The sequence below is a fragment of the Prosthecobacter fluviatilis genome, assembly GCF_055388355.1.
Genome location: NZ_AP043782.1, coordinates 4,049,740 through 4,070,842, shown reverse-complemented (window position 1 = coordinate 4,070,842; position 21,103 = coordinate 4,049,740). Strand labels below are relative to the sequence as shown.

Below are 21,103 nucleotides of genomic sequence, written 5' to 3'. Positions count from 1 at the left end.
TCTCCATGCAGGGAGCGGAGGGTTTTCAGGCGCAGCCCCGGTTACGGACTGCTGCTGCCGTCCATCCGGTACTGAAGATCGGAGTCGTTCAGGGCGAGAAAACGCATGGCCCCGGTGATTTCGGCGTCGCGCATGCTGGGGATCTTGAAAACGCGGCCGCTGAAGACTCCGCTGCTGGGGGTGGTGCCATCGCACAGGTTGACGATGGTGGCGTGTTCATCTCCCGGCACGATGAAATCGGCGCCGGCGGCGCTGGCCATGGCGGCGACACTGGCGATTTCCTGAGCGTTGCGCTTGTCCTTCTGGTCTTCAGCGCCCTGCCGCGCACTGCCCATGGACATGATGGCGATGCTCATGACGATGGACAGAATGATGATGGTGATCAGCAACTCCATGAGGCTCATGCCGGGAGCGGAAGGGCATGATTTACAGGATTTGGAGACCTTGGTTGTCATTGTTCGCCCTGAATTATTCTAAATATTACTTTATTTATGGTATTTTTACAACTTTTTCTTGCCAACGGCCTTAACCACCGTCTGCAGAAAGCTGATTTCCAGCGGGATGCCCGCCCCTTCAACGCCAAGAGGGCAAACCCCGGCTTTACCTTCTGCCAGCGCCCGCTACCATGCGCGCCCTTTTCCCCAGCCAAATCATGTCCGCCGTTCCCACCGCCGCCCAGATCCGCCAGAGCTTCCTCGATTTCTTCAAGGAGAAGCAGCACACCATCGTGCCCAGTGACAACGTGGGCTACACCAGCCGCGACGGAGCGCGCATCTTTACCAATGCGGGGATGAACCAGTTTGTGCCGATCTTCCTCGGCGAGCGCAGCGCGGACGTGGACACCTGGCCGGGCGTGCTGCACAAAGGCCTGCCCACCCGTGCGGCGGACACTCAAAAATGCATCCGCGCCGGCGGCAAGCACAACGACCTGGAGGACGTGGGCCTGGACACCTACCACCACACGCTCTTTGAGATGCTGGGGAACTGGAGCTTTGGTGACTACTTCAAAAAGGAGGCCATCTCCTGGGCCTGGGAGCTCGTCATCGAGCGCTGGAAATTTCCGCCGACCCGCGTGTATGCCACGATCTACCAGCCGGACAAGTCCAAGGGCGACCCGGCCGAGCGCGACCAGGAGGCCTGGGACATCTGGGCGGAGAAGTTCCGCAGCATCGGACTCGATCCCGAGATCCACATCGTCAACGGCAACAAGAAGGACAACTTCTGGATGATGGGCGACACGGGCCCCTGCGGACCGTGCACGGAGATCCACATCGACCTGACCCCCGGACCGCGCGATCTCGACGAAGAACGCCAGAAAGCCGGTGCGAAGCTGGTGAACGGCAGCGACGCGAGCTGCATCGAGATCTGGAACAACGTGTTCATTCAGTACAACGCGACGCCTGAAGGCACCTTTGAGCCGCTGCCCGCGAAGCATGTGGACACCGGCATGGGCTTTGAGCGCGTGTGCTCGATCATCCAGGGCACGAAGGGTTTTACTGATTTTGAAAACGCCAAGATCAGCAACTACGACACGGATGTGTTCAAGCCGATCTTTGACGAGCTGACGAAGCTGAGCGGCAAAGTGTACCAGAGCACGCTGCCAAAGGCCAATGAGCAGGGCCACGTGGTGCCGGTGACGGAGCAGGAGAAGACGGATGTGGCCTTCCGCGTCATCGCCGACCATCTGCGCACGCTTTCCTTTGCAATTGCCGATGGCATCCAGCCCGGCAACAGCGACCGCAACTACACGCTGCGCCGCATCCTGCGCCGCGCGGTGAAGTATGGCCGCACGCTGGAGTTTAAAGAGCCGTTCTTCTTCAAGCTGGTGGATGTGCTGGCGGCGCAGATGGGTGATGTGTTCCCCGAAGTGCGCGCGAAGAAGGAACAGATCAAGAGCGTGCTGAAACTGGAGGAGGAGAGCTTTAACCGGACGCTGGATCGTGGGATAGAGAAGTTTGATGGCTATGTCGGCAATCTTGCGGTGCAGAGCATTGCTCCCGATGATGACTCATTCGAAGGTGGTTTAAATCGTGTTCTTGCATTGGAGCAAGGTGCGGACGTGCGAAACTGGCAAGCTGTCGTCAAATGGATCGTGTCGATGTCCCCTAATTGGTCCGCCTCTGAGGTTCCGCCAATTGCTGGAGACTTCGCTTTCCAGCTTTATGATACTTTTGGTTTCCCAATCGACCTCACCGAACTTCTCGCCCGCGAGCGCGGCTTGACCGTTGACACCGCAGGCTTCAACAAGCTCATGGAAGAGCAGAAGGAGCGCGCCCGCGAAGCTGGCAAGAAGAACAAGCAGGTTGTCTCCGTGTCTGAGATCGAGACGAAGGCTCCGACGAAGTTTATTGGCTATGACCAGCTCGAAGCCGACGTGCGCGTGCTCGAAGTCGTTGAGATGAAGGACAAGACGGCCGTGGTGCTGGATGTCTCCACCTGCTACGCGGAGATGGGCGGCCAGATTGGCGATGCGGGTCAGTTGATTCTCGGTGCGAACACTTATCCCATCAGTGCCACGACCAAGGTGGGCAACACCTGGCTGCACTTCCTGGAAGGCGATGAAGCACCTGCCGTCGATGCCACGGTGAAACTCATCGTGGATGCACCGCGTCGTCATGCCATTGAGCGCCACCACACGGTGACGCATATTCTTCATTGGGCGCTGCATGAAGTGGTGAGCAAGGACGCCACGCAGAAGGGCTCCTCCGTCACTCCGGACAAGCTGACGTTTGACTTTAACAGCGGTGCGCTGACTGCACAGCAGATCAGCGACATCGAGCGTCTGGTGAATGAGCGCATCGTGGCCAACGAACCGGTGTCCTGGACCGAAGTGCCGTACGTGGAAGCGAAGGCGAACAGCGGCATCATGGCCCTCTTCGGCGAGAAGTATGGCGACCTGGTGCGCGTGGTGCAGATCGGCGGCCAGCGCAACAAGCTGGACGGCTGGAGCATGGAGCTGTGCGGCGGCACGCACACGCGGAGCACGGGCGAGATCGGCCTCTTCCGCCTGGTGGGCGAAAGCGCCGTGGCCGCCGGGGTGCGCCGTATCGAAGCGATCGCCGGACTGGAAGCCTACAATGCCGCACGCGCTGATGCGGAGCTGCTGAAGCTGCTGGCCGGCAAGGTGAGCGCGCAGGGCGCTGCGGATCTGGAGAAGAAGCTGGACCAGATCCTGACCCAGCAGAAGGAACTGGAAAAGGCCTTCAAAGCCGCGCAGCAGCGCGAAGCCTCCACGAAGGCCCGGGAACTGATGGCCAAAGCCGTGATCAACAACGCGATCGTGGTGAACCTGGGCGATGTGGATGCGGACTATGCGGTGGGCGTGGCCGAGGCGCTGAAGGCCTCGTTCAACGGCATCGTGGTGCTGGGAGCCACGGGTGGCGGCAGCGTGGCGCTGATCGCGAGCGTGGCGAAGGAGCACCAGGGCAAGGTGCAGGCCGGGAAGATCATCCAGAGCATCGCGCCGATCGTGGGCGGCAAGGGCGGCGGCAAGCCGGACTTTGCCCGCGGCGGCGGCAAGGATGTGACGAAGGTGGACGCGGCGCTGACCGAGGCGCGGAAGCTGGTGGGAGCGTAGCGGTTTCCAAGCCGGAGAGGCATTCGCAGCCGGTGGGAGTGGACGGAAAGGCTGTGTGAAGACGTTTTCACACGGCCTGAACGGTGCGCGTACTGTGCGGAAGCGGCTGATGCCATGCGGGTCTGATGTTGCGCAGGCAGGGGGCTGCTTTTATGAGTGCCGCCATGGGAAAAGGAACGAAGAACCGGCTGCTGGAGACGGCCCAGGCCTGCACGGCCTACCTGCGTGAGCAGCATGGCGACAAGCTGGGGCTGGTGATGGAGTTCATCGCGGAGATCGAAGGCCGGGATGAAGATTCGACGCGGTGGAACCAGTTCAGCGATGTCAGGCGCAACCGCGCGGAGATGCTGCAACGCGTGGAGGCGGCGTTTCAGGCGTGGCTGGCGGGGGGCTGAAAGCGGCCTTGTCCCGCAGAACAAGGAGCCGCTCTGCAGCAACCGGCCTCTCCGGTGGCCGATGACCTTGGGCGTTGCGGAGCTCTTCCTTGTGGCACAGCAACAAGGCTACTTTTTCCGGCAGCAGCGCACCAGCCACGTCAGGGTCAGCGTGGTGGCGGCACCGGTGGCGTCTGCGATGAGGTCGCGCATGGTTTCGCGGACGCTGAACTGGATGCGCGTGTGGAAAAAGACATCTGAGAAGAGCTCTGCGAACTCCCAGAAGAGACCGACGGTGCAGGCGAGCGCAAAGGTGAAGAGGTAGCGGGCGAAGGGGGTGAGGCTGCCCAGCCAGTGCGCGAAGCAGTCGAGCGCATGCCAGAGAAAGAAGCCGATGGCAACCCCGCCGCTGTAATGCATGAGGAAGTCGAGCCGCTGACGCCAGGATGTGTGCTGGATTTCGTGATGGAAGATGAGAACCACCAGAGGTGCCCAGCCGGCGCGCAGGAGCAGGCTGGGCAGCGGCTTCATACGGGCTTCCAGTTCACCTTGGCGAGCTGCTCGCGGCCGTTGCGGTCATGATACTTCACGTGGCCGTGCTCCATGCCGTATTCGTGGACGCACTTGGTGACCTTGACGTCATAGCAGCAGTATTCGGCGATCTTGGCGACCTCTCCCTGCTGCCACCACTTGAGGGCGTCGAGGCCGTCTGCGGTCTTGCCCATGCCGAGGGTGGCGGCGGCGACGGCGTCGAGCTTGATGCGGTGGCCGAGGATTTTTTCGAGGTCGATGAGGAGATCGAGGCTGTGAGGGAGGTCGGAGGGGTCAAAGAGAAGGTCGTAGCCTTTGAGCACCTCGTAGTCGAAGCCGATGTGATTGAAGCCGACGACGAGGTCGGCCTCCTTGAGCTGACGGACAAGGAGGGGTGTCTCGTCCTGGGTGTAGATGCTGTACTCTCCGCGGCCTGTGCTGTAGGTGCAGGCGACGGAGATGCCCATCTTATGCTTGTTGCCCCAGCCGCCGACGTCGTTCGCCGTGCGCCGTGTTTCGAGGTCGAAATAAACAATGTCTCCAGCCATGATCGCGAGGGCGCAGCAGAGGCTTAGCCGATGCGATAGACGATGCGCGCCTTGTCCATGTCGTAAGGCGACATCTCGATCTTCACCGCGTCGCCGATGACGAGACGGATGAATTTCTTGCGCATCTTGCCGGAGATGTGGGCGAGCACTTCGTGACCGTTGCGAAGCTTGACGCGGAACATGGTGCCGGCGAGAACGGCGGCGATGGTGCCTTCGAGCTCGATGGCCTCCTCCTTCTGCTTTCCGGTTTCCTCCGGCTCAGGCGGGCGCGGAGGTGGTGCTGCGTAGCGGGGCGGGCCGCCGCGTGACGGGCCGCGATTGGGTGGGCCGCCGCGTGACGGGCCGCGATTGGAGGGGCCACTGCGTGATGGGCCGCGATTAGGGGGACGTGACATGCAAAAAAAAGTAGGGCGTGAGGATGCTGCCAGCAGGCGGGATTACAAGAGTAATTTTGTGCCGTGACCGGCAGGAAAGCAAAGCGGGCGGATTTCGGGCAGACAAAAATCTCGCCGCCCTGCGTCCTGTCCGTGAAACTCCCCTCGTATGCCCGCCGCCCCGACACTGCCCGAACTCTACGATGCCCACGCGGCGGGCCTGTTTCATTATTTCACCAGTTTCACCGGCAACGAGGCGGATGCGAAGGACCTGCTGCAGGAGTTTTTCATCAAACTGGCACGTCAGACCATCCCGGCGGGCATCGCCAACCTGCGCGCCTGGCTGCTGCGGCTGGCGCACCACCACGCCATCGACTGGCTGCGGCGGCACCGCGTGCGGCGGGACGCCGAGGAGGCCGCTCCGGTGGAGGTCTTTGCCACGCACGCGGACCCGGACCAGGCGGAGCTGGCACGGAGGCTGACACGTGCGCTGGCCCTGCTGCCTCTGGAGCAGCGCAGCGTGGCCCAGCTCAAGCTCTGGGACGGCCTGACCTTTGAAGAAATCGCGGAGGTGCAGGGCATCCCGCTGAACACGGCGGCCAGCCGCTACCGCTATGCGCTGGAGAAGCTGCGCAGCGAACTGCGACCGCTGTACGATGAACTGAAACCGTCATGAAAACGAATCGCGATGCTTTTGAAAACGACCTGAGCGCCCTGCGGCGGCGCACTCTGCCTGCGGAGTGGCGGGAGGAAATGCTGCAGGCTGCCGTGCAGAAACCACGGGGGATGCGCACACCGCGCTGGCTGCTGGCCTGCTGGGGGCTGGCCTGGACGGCCACGCTGGCGATGCACTGCACCATGCCCGGGGAGCAGGAGGCAGCGCAGGCGTCCAGCCCGAGTGAAGCCACACCCCCCAGGCTTTGGCAGGAGCGTGCCGCCGCCATAGAGGCCCTGCTGGCCGCCAACTGATTCTCTCCTTCATCTGCCCCTCCCTTCCACCCCATACCATCTCCTACCATGATCCGCCGTCTTCTTTCCAGCCGCTTTATCCGCATCCTCCTCTGGATGTTCATCACCCTCGTCACCGTCCTCGTCCTCCTCTATGTCTGGACAAACTGGAGCGGCCGCCGCCGCTGGGCCGCGACGACGGCCATGCTCGAACGCGAAGGCGAAACCCTCGACTTCCGCAAGCTGCTGCCCGAGACCCCGCCGCCGGCGCAAAACCTGCTGGCCATCGAGCCGCTGGACGGCATCACCGAAGCTGTTGATCACGATGAAGCCAAGGGGGCACCGGGCGCGAAACGCAAAGCCCTGGCAGAGATGAAGCTGAATTCCGTGGCCCCGCACTCGCGCGGCGTGGAGACCGGCAGCGGAACGGACATGCAGAGGTGGGCCACCTACCTGCGCGAGTCGAAGTTTCTCGATCTCCCCGCGGAGCCCGCCACCATCCCCGAGCCCGGTGCGGCGGTGCTGAAGGCGCTGGATGCCCGGTTTCCCGTGCTGAGGCAGCTTGCGGCTCTGGCCCCGCAGCGCAGCCAGGCCATGTTCACACCGGGAATGCGTGAGCGTGAGCTGCCGGAAATGCTCTTCGCGCTGGCCCTGCGGCACTACGCCGGTGCGCAAAATCTCGCACGCCTTCTCTGCCTGCGCGCACGCGCCGCCATGGATGCGAAGCTGGGGGCGGAGGCCATGCGCAGCCTGCTGGCCGCGGAGAAGATCGCCATCGCCTGCGAGTCAGAGCCCCTGCTAATCGGCTGCCTTGTGGGCTTCGCTGCGGAGACGATGGTGAATGAGAGCCTGTGGGAAGGCCTGCGCCAGAGGCTCTTTACGGACGCGGAACTGCAGACGCTGCAAAGCCTGATCGGCTCCCATGATCTGGACAAGGTCCTGCTGCAGGCATTCCGCGGGGAGCGTGCCTGCGCGGTGAGCTCCCTGGGCTGGATGCAGAACGCTTCGGGCAGCAGAAAAACCATGCCCTCAAAGGAGTTCCCTGAGTTTGCCAATGAGATCTTCGGTCTCTCATTGCGCCGGATCAAGATTGTGCCGGACGGATTGTTCCACCACTGGATGAGCGTCATCGCGGAAATGGAATGGAAGTACGCGGTTCGCCCTCTGCGCGACGGGGGAATCAGGGAGGCTCTCAAGGAGGGCGGCGCCATGAAGGCGGAACTGGATGCCCACGAAAGCAGGCCGGACTACTACCTGCCCCGCATGGCGCTGCCGGCCTTCTCCACGGTATGCGCCAATGCCGCGATGGTGCAGGCGCGCCAGCGCCAGGTGCTGACGGCCATCGCGCTGGAGCGCTTCTTTCTGAAGCATGGGAAGTACCCCGCCACGCTGCGCGAGCTGGTGCCGGAATGGATCCCGGCCGTACCGCCGGACCCGCTGAATGGCAGGGAAATGAACTACCACACCACGGCCGCAGGGCGCTACACGCTGTGGTGCGTGGGCATCGACGGCAAAGATGACGAAGGCCAGGTGAACAAGAACGGCGTGGCCATGAGAAGCCAAGCCTACCTGGGCGACTGGACCTGGAGCTACGAACCGGTGAAGACGGATGCCAAAAAGTAGCTGTGGAGCGCAGAATTGATTCCGCAGCACTCCGCAATCGCACACAGTTCCGAAACTTTCCTGCCGCTCTTTCTTTCTCTCAGCCGAGGTCTTCGTACTGGCAAAGTTCTCCATGCAAGTTCCGCCCGCTGAGCGCAGGCGACCTGCTGCGGAATCAATTCCGCGCTCCGAAGGCGCTTAATCAAAATCCAGCCCGAGATCGAGCGCGCGGCTGGAGTGGGTGAGAGCGCCGACGGAGATGGCGTTGATGCCGGTGGCGGCGACGTCCTTGATGGTGTCGAGGGTGATGCCGCCGCTGGCCTCCAGCCAGAACCTGCCGTTCACGAGTTTCACGGCCTGGCGCAGCTTTTCGGGGCCCATGTTGTCGAGCAGGAGCATGTCCACGCCTTCGAGGGTGAGGAAGCCGGCGACCTGGTCCAAGGTGTCTGCCTCAAGCTGGATGCGGACGCCGGGGCGATCGGTGCGGAGCCTGTGAATGGCGGCCTGGAGGGCGGTAAGGTCGCTGCAGGCGGCGAGGTGGTTGTCCTTGACCATGGCGTGGTCGTAGAGGCCCATGCGGTGGTTGGTGCCGCCGCCGTGCTTTACGGCGGCTTTTTCGAGCAGACGCCAGCCGGGGGTGGTCTTGCGGGTGTCCCACACCTGCACGGGGTGGGGCTGCACGGCCTGCACGTAGCGCTGCGTCTGGGCGGCGACGCCGCAGAGGCGCTGCAGGAAATTCAACGCGGTGCGCTCTGCGGTGAGCAGGGAGCGGGTGCTGCCGGCGACTTTCATGAGGACGCTGCCGCGCACGAAGGGGCTGCCGTCAGGGATGCAGACCTCCACTTCGAGGGCGGGGTCGATTTCTTTGAAGACGGTGACGGCGATTTCAGCACCAGAGACGATGCCGGGCTCGCGGGCGACGATCTCGGCCCGGGAGCGGGAGTCTGCAGGAATGAAGTAGAGGGAGGTGACGTCTCCGGTGCCGACATCTTCGGCGATGGCGGCGCGGATCAGGGCTAAAACAGAGGGTTCCATGGATGTGCGGAGGATAGGCCGGAGCGGAGAGGTTTCCAGTACGGGGAAAAACAGGTTGCCAAATTGTAGGAACTCTCCATCTTCCATGCCCCTCGCCCCCGGCCGGACTGTTTGAAGGCCTTGCGCAGCGCGGATTTAGGAGTGTGTCATGAGCAACATCATCGAAAAGATCAATCAAGAGCAGTTGAAGAAGGAAGTCGCCGCTTTCACCGTGGGTGACAGCGTCAAGGTCCACACCCGAGTCGTGGAAGGTGACAAAGAGCGTATCCAGATCTTCGCTGGCATCGTGATCGCCCGCAAAGGCCACGGAATCAACGAAGCTTTCACCGTCCGCAAGATCTCCTACGGCGAAGGCGTGGAGCGTGTGTTCCCGCTGCACAGCCCGAAGGTGGCCAAGGTGGAAGTGACAAAGTCCGGCCGCGTGCGCCGCGCCCGCCTGCACTACCTGCGCAAACGCCAGGGCAAGGAAGCGATGTCCGTGAAGGAGCAGACGCAGAACGAAGGCTGATTTTAACCGTGTGTGTTTTCCAAAGAGGGAGGGCTGAAAAAGCCCTCCCTTTTTTGTGCCTGCGTGCATCTCTGCGGGGGCTGCCAGTGTACCTCCAAGCGGCCTGCAGGTGCGCCTGCGCCGGGCCTTTTCGGCAGGCAATCGGGAGAAAAAAACCCCGGGCTCTGAAGAACCCGGGGCTGGCTGATTCGAATGCTGGGAACTGCGGTTACTTTTTCTTCTTCTTGCCGCCGCCAAGGAGGGTGAGCAGAAGCACGAGGGCGACCACGCCGACGCCGATGAGGATCATGTTCATCATGCTCATGCCCTCTTCCTCAGCAGGAGCCGCCGGGGCTGCTGCCTGAGGCTGCGGGTAGCCGGGCTGCTGGGGCTGGCCATAACCAGGCTGGCCGGGCTGCTGTGGATAGCCAGGCTGCTGAGGCTGACCATAACCAGGCTGACCGGGCTGCTGCGGATAGCCAGGCTGCTGCGGCACGGCACCGGGCTGCTGGGCTGGGTAGCCGGGCTGTGCGGGAGGCATGGCCCCTGGTGCCGGGGCAGCTCCTGGAGCGACGGCTCCCGGAGTGGTGCCTGCGGCGGCGGCGGCGAGTGCGGCGGCCACTTTGTCATCCATACCCGGCTGACCTGTGCCACCGATGGCGGAGGAACCGCCAGCGGCACCGGCGGCGGCTGGCTGGGTCTGCTGCGGCGTGCTGACCTGCTGGGCAAAGTAGGCATGACGGGCGCGGTAGTTGGTGAAGACGGCGCGGTAGAACTCCTTGGTCTTTTCGTCAGCGGCACCGGCGGCGGCTTCGCCTTCCATGATGGCCTCTCCCATCTTGGTGAGCGCCTCCTTGTCCTTGCCGGCCTTGGCGTCTGCACGGATCATGCGTGCAATGATCTCGTTGACCTTGGAGATGACACCCACATCGAGGCCCGAGAGGTATTCCTTTTCTTCAGCGACGGTTTTGCTGAGGGTCTTCAGGCTCTCGAGATCATACTTGTAGGGGGTGTACCATTTGCTGTTCTTGCGCTCCTGCTCGTAGGTGGTTCTCCAGTTTTCCTTTTCGCGCTTGATGGCGTCATTCACGCGCGTGAGATCGGGCTCGATGAGCTTTTTGAGCCCTTCCTCACGAATTCTCTGCAGGGCGGGCTGCTCCTGGATCATCTGCCCGAGCTGCTTGTCATACTTGGTGAGGACGTCGAGGATCTCCGTGACGGCCTTGGGGTAGTAAACGGAGGCGGTGTTGCCGCTCTTGGGGTCGACGAGCTTGTCGAACTCCTTGAGGGCGCCGGTGTAGTCCTTGGCCTGGATCTTCTCAAGCATGGCCGAACGGATCGTGTAGGCCTTGATGTTGAGGCTTTCGGCCTTGGCCTCTTCACGGGTGAGCCATTTGCCTTCGAGCTTGGCGCCGCCGGCGACGACTTTTTCCTTCTCCTCCTGAACCTCCTTGATGCGGGCTTCGATCTCAGCGGCTTCCTTGGTGCCGGGATAGCGGTTCACGAAGGGGCGCAGCTGGTCCTGGATGAGCTGCTCGTACTTTTCCGCCGTCATCAGGTCCGGTGTGGGGAAGGACTTGCGGATTTCGAGGATCTCGACCTCTTCGGGCTTCTGCTTGAGGATACCGCCTTCGGCGATGTCGCTGCGAGGGATGTCCTTTTCATCCATGATCTTGGGCGTCAGGTGATAACGCATGCGGATGGAGGTGGGCGTCTCGGAGAGAATGTTGCCTTCCAGCTTCTTGCCGTCTTTAAGGGTCACGATGTCGGCATGCAAAAAGCCGGCGCTGCTGGCAAGGGCTAGGAAGACACACTGGTAGCGGCTCAATTTCATGGGGATACGGGGTGGGATGAAGGTACGGGCGATGGTGGCAGGCACGCGGCAATTTTCGCGGGTTTTGAGAAATAACTCAAAACGGCACCACGAGTAAAGAACGAAGCTGATTTTCCTCCGTACGCAGGGTGAGGCGGGACTAGCTGGCGCGGCGTTTGAGCAGGATGCGCTTGAAGCGCGCGGCGCCGTCCTGGCTGACGCTCATGACCTCGGGGTCATTCACAAAAACATTGTGGATGATGCGGCGGTAGTAGCTGTTCATGGGCGGGAGGTCGGCGCTCTGGCCGGTGGCGCGCACCTTGTCGCCGAGCTCCTTCGCGCGGGCGACCATCTTGTCCTCGCGCATGGAGCGGTAAAACTCGACGTCCACGCGGACGCGCGGGGCGTCCTTGATGTGGCGCTGAAGCACGCGGTTGACGAGGTACTGGATGTCTTCGAGCGTCTCCCCGCGACGGCCGATGAGGGCGTCGGAGTCGTCCGTGAGCACCTGGAGCGTGGGGCCGTCGGGGCCGTTGTCTTCCTCGATCTGCACCACAAACCCGAGGTAACCGAGCATGGTGTCGAGAATGTGGTGGGCGTGTTCGAGGGGAGTCATGGCACTGCTACGCGGGTTCTGATTTAAGCGTCATGCGGGGGAAATGACGAATGAATAAATCCGAATGAGGGAAGAATGACAAATGACGGAGGCAGAGGCTGGAACACTGCGCGAGTGTGCCAGCCTTTTGCAACAGCTTGAGAGACCGGTCTTGCCGCGCTGAGCAGGACGGGGCGGGATGGCAGCCGCCGCCAGTTATTTCCTAGCCCCCGAGGCGTGGCGGCTTGGGGCCTTTTTTCTTGTCCTTGGCGGGGGCGCCGGTGTTGAAGAAGGGGTTTTGCGCTGTGGCGGCGGCTGCTGCAGGCTTGTGCGCCACTTTCTCCAGCTTGGGCTCGGGCATGTAGAGCTTCATGATGCGGGTCTGGAAGATGCTGAAGATGTTCTGCGTGGACCAGTAGAGGGCGAGGGCGGCGGCAAAGTCGTAGCTGATCCACAGGAAGAACAGGGGCATGAGCATGAAGATGCGCTGCTGGGTCTTGTCCACGGTGGCGGGCTGGGGGGTGAGCTTCATCTGCGCGACCATGGTGAGGCCCATGATGAGGGGCAGAGGATTGATGCTAATGCCAAGGAAATGGCCCTGGGTGTCTGCGGCGGCGAGGTCCTGCACCCACCAGAAGGACTGGCCGCGGAGCTCCGCCGCCACCTCCAGCACGCTGTAGAGACCGATGAAGATGGGGAACTGGAGGAAGAGCGGGAGACAGCCGCCGAGGGGATTGACGCCGTAGTCCTTGTACAGCTTCATGGTCTCGAGCTGCTGCTGCTGCGGATTGTCCTTGTACTTTTCCTGCAGCTCCTTCATGAGCGGGCCGAGGAGGCCCATGCGCTTCATGGTCATGGTGGACTTGGCATGGATGGGCCAGAGGCAGAGACGGACGAAGATGGTGAGGAGGATGACGGCGAGACCCCAACTGCCGCTGATGTCGTGCATCCAGCGCATGACCTTGGAGAGGGCGATGCTGACGATCTTGAAGTAGCCGTAGAACATCGCGTAGCTGCGCTGGTGACCGATGCGGCTGAGGCGGTCGTATTCCTTGGGACCAAGGTAGATCTGATAATGCTCGGTGACGGAGGCGCCGGGCGCGAGATCCACCACCGGCAGGCTCATGGCGGCGTCATAGGCGAAGTCTTCGATGTCCGCCTTGCCGATGTTGGCGGCGTCGATGGGCTGGGCGAGCTTGCGGCGGGAGGACCAGAACTTGGCCGGGGCATCCTTCTCGGCCATGCGGGAGAGGATGTGGGTGTAGAAGCGGGTCATCACGCCTCCGTAGCGCAGCGCATTGTAGGAGTGGCGGTACTCGGTGGGGGCCTCGCTGAAGAAGCCTTTGCCGAAGTATTTGGAAAGCTCATAGGCGGCGTCTCCGGCGTTGTTCCAGAAGAAGCCGTCGTAGCGGCCGTCGTCATGCTTGAGGGCGGTGGCGGCGCCAGCGTAGAGGTAGTACTCCTCGGAGCGATGCTGGGCGGTGCCGGTGTTTTTGAGGGTGATCTTGAGGTCAACGAGGTGCTCGTCCCCCTCGGCGCCTTCGGTCAGGGTGTAGGTCTTGGTGACGACGATGCCCTCGGAGGTGGTGCCTTCAAAGGTGGCGCTTTTGTCGCTCTTTGCGGTGAGCTTGTAAGCGATGGAGTCCATGCCTGCGGCCTCGCGCCGAAGGGCGCCGACGGGTTCGAGGCCATTCTTGTTGAGGAGGACGCGGTCCGTGCCAGCCAGGGCTGCACGGGCGATGCCGCCGCCTTTGGAGGTGAGCTCATAGGTGACGGTGCCGACTTTGAGGGAGTGGGTCTCCTCCGGGGTTTCGACAGGTGCGGGAGCCGCAGGGGCGGCACCGGTGGCGGGCGCTGCCGCAGGCGTGGCTGCGGCGGGTGCTGCGACGGCCTTTTTGGCGGCCTCTTCCTGCTTTTTGCGCGCCGCCTCGGCCTGCGCCAGCTTCTGGTTTTCCTGCACGTAGTACAGGTTTACACCCGCGAGAATGACGCAGAGTGTCACGATGATCCAGCTTTTACGGTCCATGAAAAATTGAGCTTTGGGTGAGAGAGGGGGTTTGGAAGCGCGCTTCTGGGTCAGGCCGAAGACGCGGGGCGGGGATCAATGACGAGCAATCCCGGGTTTGCGATTACAGTGTCTGAAAATATTCGTCATTCGGGATTTCGTGGGGGCGTCATTTCTTGGCGGGCACCGGATCATGCCCATGACCACCCCAGGGGTGGCAGCGGCCGATGCGGCAGAGGCCCAGCCAGGAGCCGCGAAGCACGCCGTGGGTTTCCACGGCTTCGAGGAAATAGCGCGAGCAGGTCGGAGTGTAGCGGCATCCGGAGCCGGGACCGCCAATGGCGTGAATGACGGGGGAGATAAACACTTGATAGCCGCGGATGAAAATTCGGATGATCCATTTCATGGCGCGGGTGGGGCAGGAGGCTTCCGAGAGATCAGGTTCATGCGCCGCGCCAGCCGCAGCCAGTCGTTTTCCAGTTCAGCCAGCGTGGCCTGAGGGGCACGCCAGCGGGCGATGATCACCATCTGCCAGCCCGGGGAGATCTCCGCCTGATGGGCGCGCACGATCTCGCGCAGCAGCCGACGGATGCGGTTCCTTGTCACAGCATTGCCCAGCCTGCCCCCGGTGATGAGGCCAAACTGGAACCCTTCGAGCTCCTCCACAGGCAATGCCCCGAGCACCAGATACTTTCCAGCCTGGCTGACTCCCTGGGACTTCACGCGCGCGAAATCACGCGCGAGCTTCATCCGCAGGTTTGAGGGAAGGCGCATGGGCAGGAGCGCGCCGCAGCGGGACTAGGAGTGCTGCTGGGTGTGACGCTTGAAGTGGACCTCAACGCCCTTGGGCAGGAGGCGCTTGCGTCCGGCGCGGCGACGGCGGCGCAGGATGTCGCGGCCATTCGCGGTCTTCGTGCGGGCGCGGAATCCAAACTGCTGCTTGCGCGTGCGCTTGGAAGGCTGGTAGGTCCTGAATGTCTTTGGCATGGGCTTGTGGGGTGGTGAAAGTGGGAAGCAGTGGATTCAGACCGGACAAATCACGGCCTCCCCTTGAAAAGGGGGCGCGAAACTAGCGGGAGTCTTCGATTTGTCAATCATGCGATGATTTCCAGTAAACTTCGGTTTTCTCAGCGTTACATTTTACCTCATGAACCGCCACCTCCTCGCCAGCCTCTTTCTGCCCCTCGCTCTCAGCGCCGCCGACACCCCCGCAGCCCTCCCGCTGTGGCCCAAGGGCGCCCCGGGCTCGGAGGCACGCACCGCCGAGCCGGAGACGGTCGAGGGCAGCAATGTGTGCAACGTGCACAACCCCTCGATCACCCCCTTTGTGCCGGCGGCAGACAAGGCCACGGGCACGGCTGTGATCATCTGCCCCGGCGGAGGCCACTCCAAGCTCTGCCTGGGCCATGAAGGATACGCGCTGGGAGAGTGGTTCCGGGACCACGGCATCGCTGCCTTTGTGCTGAAGTACCGTCTGGCGCGGGAGAAAGGCAGCACCTACACGATCCAAGAACATGCGATGGCGGATGCCCGCCGCGCCATCCGTACGGTGCGCGCCCGTGCGGCGGAGTGGCACATCCAGCCGGACCGCATCGGCATTCTGGGCTTTTCCGCAGGTGGAGAGCTGGCGGCGTTTGCCGCCATGACGAACGACCCCGGGAACAAGGAGTCTGCCGACGCCATCGAGCAGCAGAGCAGCCGTCCGGACTTTCAGGCGCTTATTTATCCCGGCACGTCGGGACTGTTTGATGCGAAAAAGGGCATGCCGCCGCTCTTCATCGCCGCCGGTTACAGCGACCGTCAGGACATCTCCGAGGGCATGGCCACGCTGTATCTGAAATACAAGACAGCGGGCGTGAAGGCGGAGCTGCACCTCTTTGCCAACGCCGGCCACGGCTTTGGCTACAAACACGATGCCAAACCCACCGCCGCCTCCCGCTGGCCCACGCGGTTTACGGAGTGGCTCACGGACAGCGGGCTGCTGAAGGAAAAGTAAGGGCCAGGCGGGCATGCCAGGCGGAAGAGGCTAATGCCCCTGGCATTCGGTTCGTTAGGTGTGCGTCAAAGCGGAAGGCTTCCCAAGGCTTTCTTCAGTCTCAGCGGCTCCCCACCTCACACCTTTCATGCGCCACGGCATTCGCTCGGTTCTCCTGCTCATGGCGCCATGGCTTGGGTGGCTGAGCACGCCGGCCGCAGAGCCTGAGGCCAGCGTGCCCAGGGGCATTTTGGTTCTCGATGACTGCGACGAGGCATACCAGGGCAAAGAAAAATACGAGGACCATCTGACCTTTGTCACTGCCGCCGGAAAGCCGGGCTTTCAGGTGACCGGCATCAACATGTGCGAATCGGTGGGCAGCCAGCATGTGATCGCGGCCGATGTGCAGCGCCAGTGCGTCTGGGTGTCTGAGAACGTGGGCGGCTGCATCAAGCGGTATGACCTGCATGGCAAGGTGACCGCCACCATAGCTGCGAAGGGCTGCGGGGCCATCGCGGTGCATCCTGAGACCGGCCATGTGTGGGCCCTTGTGTCCGAGACCGGCGACTTCACCCGGAGCAGGACGGTGGTGTTTGACGAAAAGGGAACGGAACGGATGTCCTACGACGCCAGCGGCGTTGACATCGTCCATAGCGGCAGAGACAACGCATTTTGGGTCGTGGGAAACCAGCTGCAGAAGATCTATGCCACCGACGGCTTTGTGGATTTTTCCCAGCGTATCACGCCCTGGTGCGGTGTCAGCGTGGATGTGGATCCGCAAACCGGAGCCGTCTGGGTCGCGACCCGGGAGCACCCCAACGTGGAGGGCAGCAGCAACCAGCTGCTGAAGTTTGACCGTGCCGGCAACAAGATTGCCGAGACAGCGCTGGGTGAAAAAGACCCCACGAAGGTGTCAGTGGCCCCGCAGGATGGCAGCGTCTGGGTGGCCTGCTTCCAAGATGAGCTGAAGCAATACTCCTCCGAGGGGAAGCCTCTCATGAAATGCGCTGTGCACGCGGTGTCGGTGCAGACCGTTCGTTCCGGAGATGTGTGGGCCATGACCAAGACGGACATCCGCAAACTGAACGCCAGGGGAGAAACACTCGTGAAGATCGACCTTGCTGGCAAAACCAGCCAGGGATGGATGGGTGTTTGGGAATGAAAGCCCGGGCCTCAGCCAGGGGCGGTCGCAGCCAGCGCAGGGACTGAGGGCACAGCCGAGGTGAATCGATCCTTTCTGTGATCGGGTGAGAGCCTGCCAGCAGGCCGTGGCTCCCGTGACTCCTCCGGCGCGATGAGGATGGAGGGAGAGCTTCGGGAGACGGTCACAGTCACATGCTCACCCTCCGAAACATGGATGCCGATCTGGCAATGGCTGGCCGCCATGAAGGTGCGCTGAAATGACTGTGGAGAGGCCGGCCAGTCTGCCGCAATGTCTTCGACTGCGGGCTGCGAGAGTGCGGAAGCCAGGCTTCCTGATCGCGTCGAAAGGAAATTCTCCTTCGTGGGCAGACAGTGTGACTCCAGCAACCAACGGCGCACCTCCTCCCGCGAAGCCCGAAAACGAAACGTCAGCACGCTTTTCAACTGCCGCTCCGGGTGCATGTCACCAAGGCCAAAGGGCTGCGCTCCGGCGGGCAGGTCTGCAAGGAGGCCGACCCTCTTCAACGCAGACCACTGCTTTGCCAGCGCGGGGTTCATCCGGATCTCGGCATCGGCCAGCTGCCGGCTTTGAGCCTGGGTGGAAGGTGCGGCAGCAGTATTTTTTCGCGAGGATTTCACCTTCACCTTGAAGACGGCTGAGGACTCCAGGGGCGTTATCTCGATCTCGCAGCCGTCCTTCGCCGTGTGCCTCCTGGTCTTTTGCGCATCGCCGCCCAGCCAGCTGAGATCTCCGTTTTCTCCAAAAGATTTGCGCAGCCAGTCTGCAACTTCCTGGCGCAGCAAATAGAAGTACACAGTGGTGTCGCCCGAACCGTCCAGGAAAGCGACTCTGCCGCCAGGAACCTCGGCCAGGCCCGCACTCGTGCGCACGGCATCCCACACATTTGAGCGGGGATCTCTCAGTCTCGAACGGGCAGCCTTCACCGCTTCCTGAGTCGTCATGTTTTTATCCTTCCAAACCAGAAGGCCCAGCATCTCGAATTTCACGCGCTTCCCGTCAGCCAGCATGGATGGCACGGGGCATGTCCATTCGAGAGGGTCCTCAAAGGAAACAGCCAGCACCTTGTCACGAAATTCAAGAGCCTGGGTGACTCCCGAGGCGGTGCCACTCAGCATCACCTGGCCGCTTTTTACAAACATTTGATCCAGGTGAAAGCCTGTCTCAGCGCTTGGCCTGATGCGCTCGATCGCAACGCGCAATGCACCGGCCATGGAATCAAACTGGCCCTGTTTCGATTTTTCATGGAGGCCGCCGACTTCAGCTCCTGCTGGCAGCACCTGCCCAGAACCATCCGCTGGCAGTGCCAGCGCCTCCTCCACGATGCGTTTGGCGATGGGGCCGCAGTCACCGCCGCCGGTCTTGGCCCCGTTTTTGACGATGGCAAAGGCAAGCTGCGGGTTTTCAAACGGCGCAAAGCCGATAAACCAGCCCAGATTGTCCTCCACGCGCTGCTTGTCCGCGTTGATGCGCCAGTTCTGCGAGGTGCCGGTTTTTCCGGCGATGATGACCTTGTCGCTCCGGGCCAGGCGGCCGGTGCCGGAGCCGCCGTTCACGGCGAGGCGCATGCCTTCGCGCAGCGGCTCCACATCAGCGGCGCTCATCACGCCCTGGGTCAGGTCCTCACGCCATGGGCCCGCTTCCTTCTGTTTGATGATGCCGGGCTGCGGCACCCTGCCGCCATTCCCCACCGTGGCCGCCAGCACCGCCATCTGCAGCGGCGTGGACAGCATGTAGCCCTGGCCGATGGACGCATTCGCCGTATGTCTGGCGGTCCACTTTTCCTGCGGATGATGCTGTTTCATCCAGGAAGGGCCATACAAGATGCCCTCATCTTCTTCATCCACGATTCCATAGGCGCTGTCGAAACCGACCTTGCGGCCCATGCTCTCGATCTGCTCTATGCCCACGGCATTGCCAAGCCGGTACCAGTAGCAGTTGCAGCTCACGGCCAGCGAGTCGCTCATGCCCAGCATTCCATGCCCGCCGCCGTTCTGCTCGTGGATCCAGCACTTCATGACACTGTTTCCATAGGTCACGGAGCCGGTGCAGCTGTATTTTTGCCCGCCCATGCCCGCTGCGCAGCCTGCAAGGCCGGTGAGCAATTTGAAGGTGGAGCCCGGAGCGAAGCCTCTGAGGCTGCGGTTGAGCAGAGGGACATCCAGATCGCTCAAATATCTGTCCCAATTCTCCTGGGTGATCGCTGGAACAAAAAGATTTGGATCAAACGAGGGCAGCGAGACGGCGGCCAGGATTTCTCCGGTGCGGGGGTCCAGCACGACTGCGGCGCCACGTGTGACACCCGCTTCTTTCATGGCCCGGTGCGCAAGAGACTGAATGCGCATGTCGAGCGTGAGAGCCACGTCCCTGCCCGCCGTGAGCGCGGCATCCTGCTGCTTTTCCAAGCCCGCGCCTCCCTCAAGCAGCGCGTGCTTTTCACCGGAGCTGCGGACATAGCCGATCATGTGCGCCGCCTGCGCCTTGAACGGATACACACGCACTTTCTCCTTTGAGCTTTCCGCCAGCACCACGCCGTTGCGGTCCAAAATGCGTCCGCGCTGGAGGGAGCCTTCAATGGCGTGAAGCATGGCCACAGGCAGGGTGAAGAGCAGGGCGCCACTGATCAGCACGACCAGCCAGCGCAGGGTGAGTCCCTCACGCCGGCAAGCGGGGTCGAGGATGGCTTTGACGCGTGTCTCCACGGGAGCGCAGCGGGTGATCGTCAATGCGCAGAGCGAAAGGCCCGGGGCGATGCGGTTGTGGCGGCTGAGGTCCAGCAAGGCCTGCGCGTAGTCGCTGGCACGTACGCCCTGGCGCAGCACGGCATCATCGCACGCGCGTTCCTGGTCGGCGCGGAGCTGGCGCAGGGTCAGCCAGGCCAGAGGATTGAACCAGTGCAGGGCCTTGACCCATTGGGCGAGCCAGAGAGCGAAGGGATCGCCACGCTGCAAATGGGCCAGCTCGTGGAGCAGGACGCCGCGCTGCTTTTCATGAGGCCATGTGTCAAAGCCCTGTGGCAGGAGCAGGCGGGGCCTGAAGACGCCCCAGACCATGGGCACGGAATCGGCGGGGCCGATGAGCAGGCGCGGACTGCGCCGCAGCCCCAGCTCACGCGCTGACTGCTCCAGCATGGAGCATGCACCTGGGTGCAGAGAAGACTCCAGACGCCGCAGCCGCCACGCACTGAGCGCGAGGCGCAGCAGCAGCAGGCCTGCGACAAGCATCCAGGCCATGGGCAACACCTCTACCACATCCTGCCATGAAATATTCCAAGAAATGGCGTGTGGGGCCGGTGCCTGCACAGGCAGGGCGGGACCGGCGGCAGGCGTGGTGGCTGGGCTGCCTTCTGCCGGCATGGCGGCCTCGGCATTGATGCTGAACTGTGGCGGCTCCATCACCGGCCACTCCATTTCTCCCGAAGCCTGGGGCAGCACGCGCCATGCGGGGAGGAGTCCCATGGCCAGCGGCAGCAGGGCCAGCGTGGCGACGGTGGTCATCCACAGGGCATAGCGCTGCGCGGCGGCCAGCCTGCGCAGCATGAGGCCGAGCAGCAGCGCCACGAGCAGAACCGCCGCGCTTTTCATGGCGGTGTGGGAGAGGAAATCGAGAAGAGGACTTGTGTTCATGGCAGGATCAGCGGCCTTCGCGTTTGGCTTCGTCGATGAGTTTCTGGATGCGCTGCGCCTGCTCGTCTGTGAGGGCGGCGTCCTTGCGGGTGAGGTGGGCGGCCAGGGCCTCGTCAACGGCACCGCCAAAGAAGGTGTCCAGCACCTGCCTGAGGGCGCTGAGTCCCGCGCGGGCTTTGGACTGTGCGGGGGCGTAGATGACCTCGCGGCCTTCCTTGCGCAGGCGCTTGACGTGCCCTTTCTCCTCCAGGATGTGCATGAGGCGGCGCACGGCCATGTCTGTGGGCGGTTCAGGGAGACGGGCCTGCACCGTGGCCACCGTGGCGCTGCCCTCGGCGTGCAGGACGTTCATGATCTGGCGCTCGCGGCGTGAAAGCTGGGATGAGTCGGACATTTCGTTATATTTTTAACGAATGAGGTCCGGCAATGCAAGATGAAACGTGAAATTTTT

The 21,103-nt window shown here is 62.6% G+C and carries 20 protein-coding genes and 1 pseudogene; 8 read left to right on the top strand and 13 right to left on the bottom strand.

The features are described from left to right. Window positions 1-41 precede the first annotated feature (41 nt). Window positions 42-404 (bottom strand): hypothetical protein, encoded by a 363-nt coding sequence (locus ACZ5WW_RS15945; RefSeq protein WP_377166493.1) that lies wholly within the window; start codon window positions 402-404, stop codon window positions 42-44. 248 nt (window positions 405-652) lie between these two features. Here ACZ5WW_RS15945 and alaS point away from each other — a divergent pair, with 248 nt between their 5' ends. Together alaS and ACZ5WW_RS15935 are read left to right on the top strand one after the other, a co-directional pair. Beyond that, window positions 653-3,577, top strand: a complete 2,925-nt coding sequence (alaS, locus tag ACZ5WW_RS15940) for an alanine--tRNA ligase (protein ID WP_377166495.1) — start codon at window positions 653-655, stop codon at window positions 3,575-3,577. A 164-nt stretch (window positions 3,578-3,741) separates the two neighbouring features. Then, the gene (locus ACZ5WW_RS15935; RefSeq protein WP_377166497.1) at window positions 3,742-3,972 is read left to right on the top strand and encodes a hypothetical protein; all 231 of its coding nucleotides are present in this window, start codon (window positions 3,742-3,744) and stop codon (window positions 3,970-3,972) included. A 108-nt stretch (window positions 3,973-4,080) separates the two neighbouring features. On the opposite strand, the gene ACZ5WW_RS15930 is transcribed toward ACZ5WW_RS15935, so the two are convergent. The 3 genes from ACZ5WW_RS15930 to infA are packed head-to-tail and all read right to left on the bottom strand — an operon-like array spanning window position 4,081 to window position 5,425. Next, entirely contained in the window at window positions 4,081-4,482 is a 402-nt protein-coding gene (locus ACZ5WW_RS15930; protein ID WP_377166499.1) for a DUF2238 domain-containing protein, read from the bottom strand. Continuing rightward, the gene (locus ACZ5WW_RS15925) at window positions 4,479-5,030 is read right to left on the bottom strand and encodes a ribonuclease H-like domain-containing protein (protein WP_377166501.1); all 552 of its coding nucleotides are present in this window, start codon (window positions 5,028-5,030) and stop codon (window positions 4,479-4,481) included. Before ACZ5WW_RS15925 ends, ACZ5WW_RS15930 begins: the two co-directional genes overlap by 4 nt. A 23-nt stretch (window positions 5,031-5,053) precedes the next feature. After that, window positions 5,054-5,425 carry a translation initiation factor IF-1 gene (gene infA, locus ACZ5WW_RS15920; RefSeq protein WP_377166503.1) on the bottom strand — a complete coding sequence of 124 codons (372 nt, stop codon included), beginning with the start codon at window positions 5,423-5,425 and terminating at the stop codon, window positions 5,054-5,056. Window positions 5,426-5,573: 148 nt separating this feature from the next. On the opposite strand from infA, the gene ACZ5WW_RS15915 reads away from it, so the two are divergent. Genes ACZ5WW_RS15915 through ACZ5WW_RS15905 form a run of 3 tightly spaced genes read left to right on the top strand, consistent with a single transcriptional unit; the run spans window position 5,574 to window position 7,975 of the window. Next, window positions 5,574-6,080: an RNA polymerase sigma factor gene (locus ACZ5WW_RS15915; protein WP_377166505.1), complete on the top strand. Its 507-nt coding sequence runs from the start codon at window positions 5,574-5,576 to the stop codon at window positions 6,078-6,080. Next, window positions 6,077-6,373, top strand: coding sequence for a hypothetical protein (locus ACZ5WW_RS15910; protein ID WP_377166507.1), 297 nt, complete (start codon window positions 6,077-6,079; stop codon window positions 6,371-6,373). The genes ACZ5WW_RS15915 and ACZ5WW_RS15910 overlap by 4 nt, the downstream gene beginning before the upstream one ends. 48 nt (window positions 6,374-6,421) lie before the next feature. Next, complete coding sequence (locus ACZ5WW_RS15905; protein ID WP_377166509.1) at window positions 6,422-7,975, top strand: BTB/POZ domain-containing protein; 1,554 nt, start codon at window positions 6,422-6,424, stop codon at window positions 7,973-7,975. Between the two features lie 177 nt (window positions 7,976-8,152). Here the strand turns inward: ACZ5WW_RS15905 and nadC are convergent, their stop codons facing one another. After that, complete coding sequence (gene nadC / locus ACZ5WW_RS15900) at window positions 8,153-8,989, bottom strand: carboxylating nicotinate-nucleotide diphosphorylase (protein ID WP_377166511.1); 837 nt, start codon at window positions 8,987-8,989, stop codon at window positions 8,153-8,155. Between the two features lie 148 nt (window positions 8,990-9,137). Here nadC and rplS point away from each other — a divergent pair, with 148 nt between their 5' ends. After that, window positions 9,138-9,497: a 50S ribosomal protein L19 gene (gene rplS / locus ACZ5WW_RS15895; protein ID WP_377166513.1), complete on the top strand. Its 360-nt coding sequence runs from the start codon at window positions 9,138-9,140 to the stop codon at window positions 9,495-9,497. 208 nt (window positions 9,498-9,705) lie between these two features. Here the strand turns inward: rplS and ACZ5WW_RS15890 are convergent, their stop codons facing one another. The 6 genes and pseudogenes from ACZ5WW_RS15890 to rpmH form a co-directional block, all read right to left on the bottom strand. Then, the gene (locus tag ACZ5WW_RS15890; protein WP_377166515.1) at window positions 9,706-11,310 is read right to left on the bottom strand and encodes a PTPDL family protein; all 1,605 of its coding nucleotides are present in this window, start codon (window positions 11,308-11,310) and stop codon (window positions 9,706-9,708) included. A gap of 139 nt (window positions 11,311-11,449) precedes the next feature. Further along, window positions 11,450-11,905, bottom strand: coding sequence for a Jag family protein (locus ACZ5WW_RS15885; protein WP_377166517.1), 456 nt, complete (start codon window positions 11,903-11,905; stop codon window positions 11,450-11,452). Between the two features lie 202 nt (window positions 11,906-12,107). After that, a complete protein-coding gene (gene yidC / locus ACZ5WW_RS15880) occupies window positions 12,108-13,910 on the bottom strand; it encodes a membrane protein insertase YidC (RefSeq protein ID WP_377166519.1) in 1,803 nt (600 codons plus the stop codon). A 148-nt stretch (window positions 13,911-14,058) separates the two neighbouring features. After that, entirely contained in the window at window positions 14,059-14,295 is a 237-nt protein-coding gene (gene yidD / locus ACZ5WW_RS15875; RefSeq protein ID WP_377166521.1) for a membrane protein insertion efficiency factor YidD, read from the bottom strand. Beyond that, window positions 14,292-14,663: a ribonuclease P protein component gene (rnpA, locus tag ACZ5WW_RS15870; protein ID WP_377166523.1), complete on the bottom strand. Its 372-nt coding sequence runs from the start codon at window positions 14,661-14,663 to the stop codon at window positions 14,292-14,294. Before rnpA ends, yidD begins: the two co-directional genes overlap by 4 nt. Before the next feature lie 78 nt (window positions 14,664-14,741). Further along, window positions 14,742-14,876 (bottom strand): annotated as a pseudogene (gene rpmH / locus ACZ5WW_RS15865) (50S ribosomal protein L34); the annotation flags it as partial. 160 nt (window positions 14,877-15,036) lie between these two features. Here rpmH and ACZ5WW_RS15860 point away from each other — a divergent pair. Together ACZ5WW_RS15860 and ACZ5WW_RS15855 are read left to right on the top strand one after the other, a co-directional pair. Then, the gene (locus ACZ5WW_RS15860; RefSeq protein WP_377166525.1) at window positions 15,037-15,885 is read left to right on the top strand and encodes an alpha/beta hydrolase; all 849 of its coding nucleotides are present in this window, start codon (window positions 15,037-15,039) and stop codon (window positions 15,883-15,885) included. A 127-nt stretch (window positions 15,886-16,012) separates the two neighbouring features. Further along, a complete protein-coding gene (locus ACZ5WW_RS15855; protein WP_377166527.1) occupies window positions 16,013-17,026 on the top strand; it encodes an NHL repeat-containing protein in 1,014 nt (337 codons plus the stop codon). 11 nt (window positions 17,027-17,037) lie between these two features. On the opposite strand, the gene ACZ5WW_RS15850 is transcribed toward ACZ5WW_RS15855, so the two are convergent. Together ACZ5WW_RS15850 and ACZ5WW_RS15845 are read right to left on the bottom strand one after the other, a co-directional pair. Beyond that, window positions 17,038-20,652 carry a penicillin-binding transpeptidase domain-containing protein gene (locus tag ACZ5WW_RS15850; RefSeq protein WP_377166529.1) on the bottom strand — a complete coding sequence of 1,205 codons (3,615 nt, stop codon included), beginning with the start codon at window positions 20,650-20,652 and terminating at the stop codon, window positions 17,038-17,040. A 7-nt stretch (window positions 20,653-20,659) separates the two neighbouring features. Further along, on the bottom strand, window positions 20,660-21,046 hold the full coding sequence (locus tag ACZ5WW_RS15845) for a BlaI/MecI/CopY family transcriptional regulator (RefSeq protein WP_377166531.1): 387 nt from the start codon (window positions 21,044-21,046) through the stop codon (window positions 20,660-20,662). Window positions 21,047-21,103: the final 57 nt, after the last annotated feature.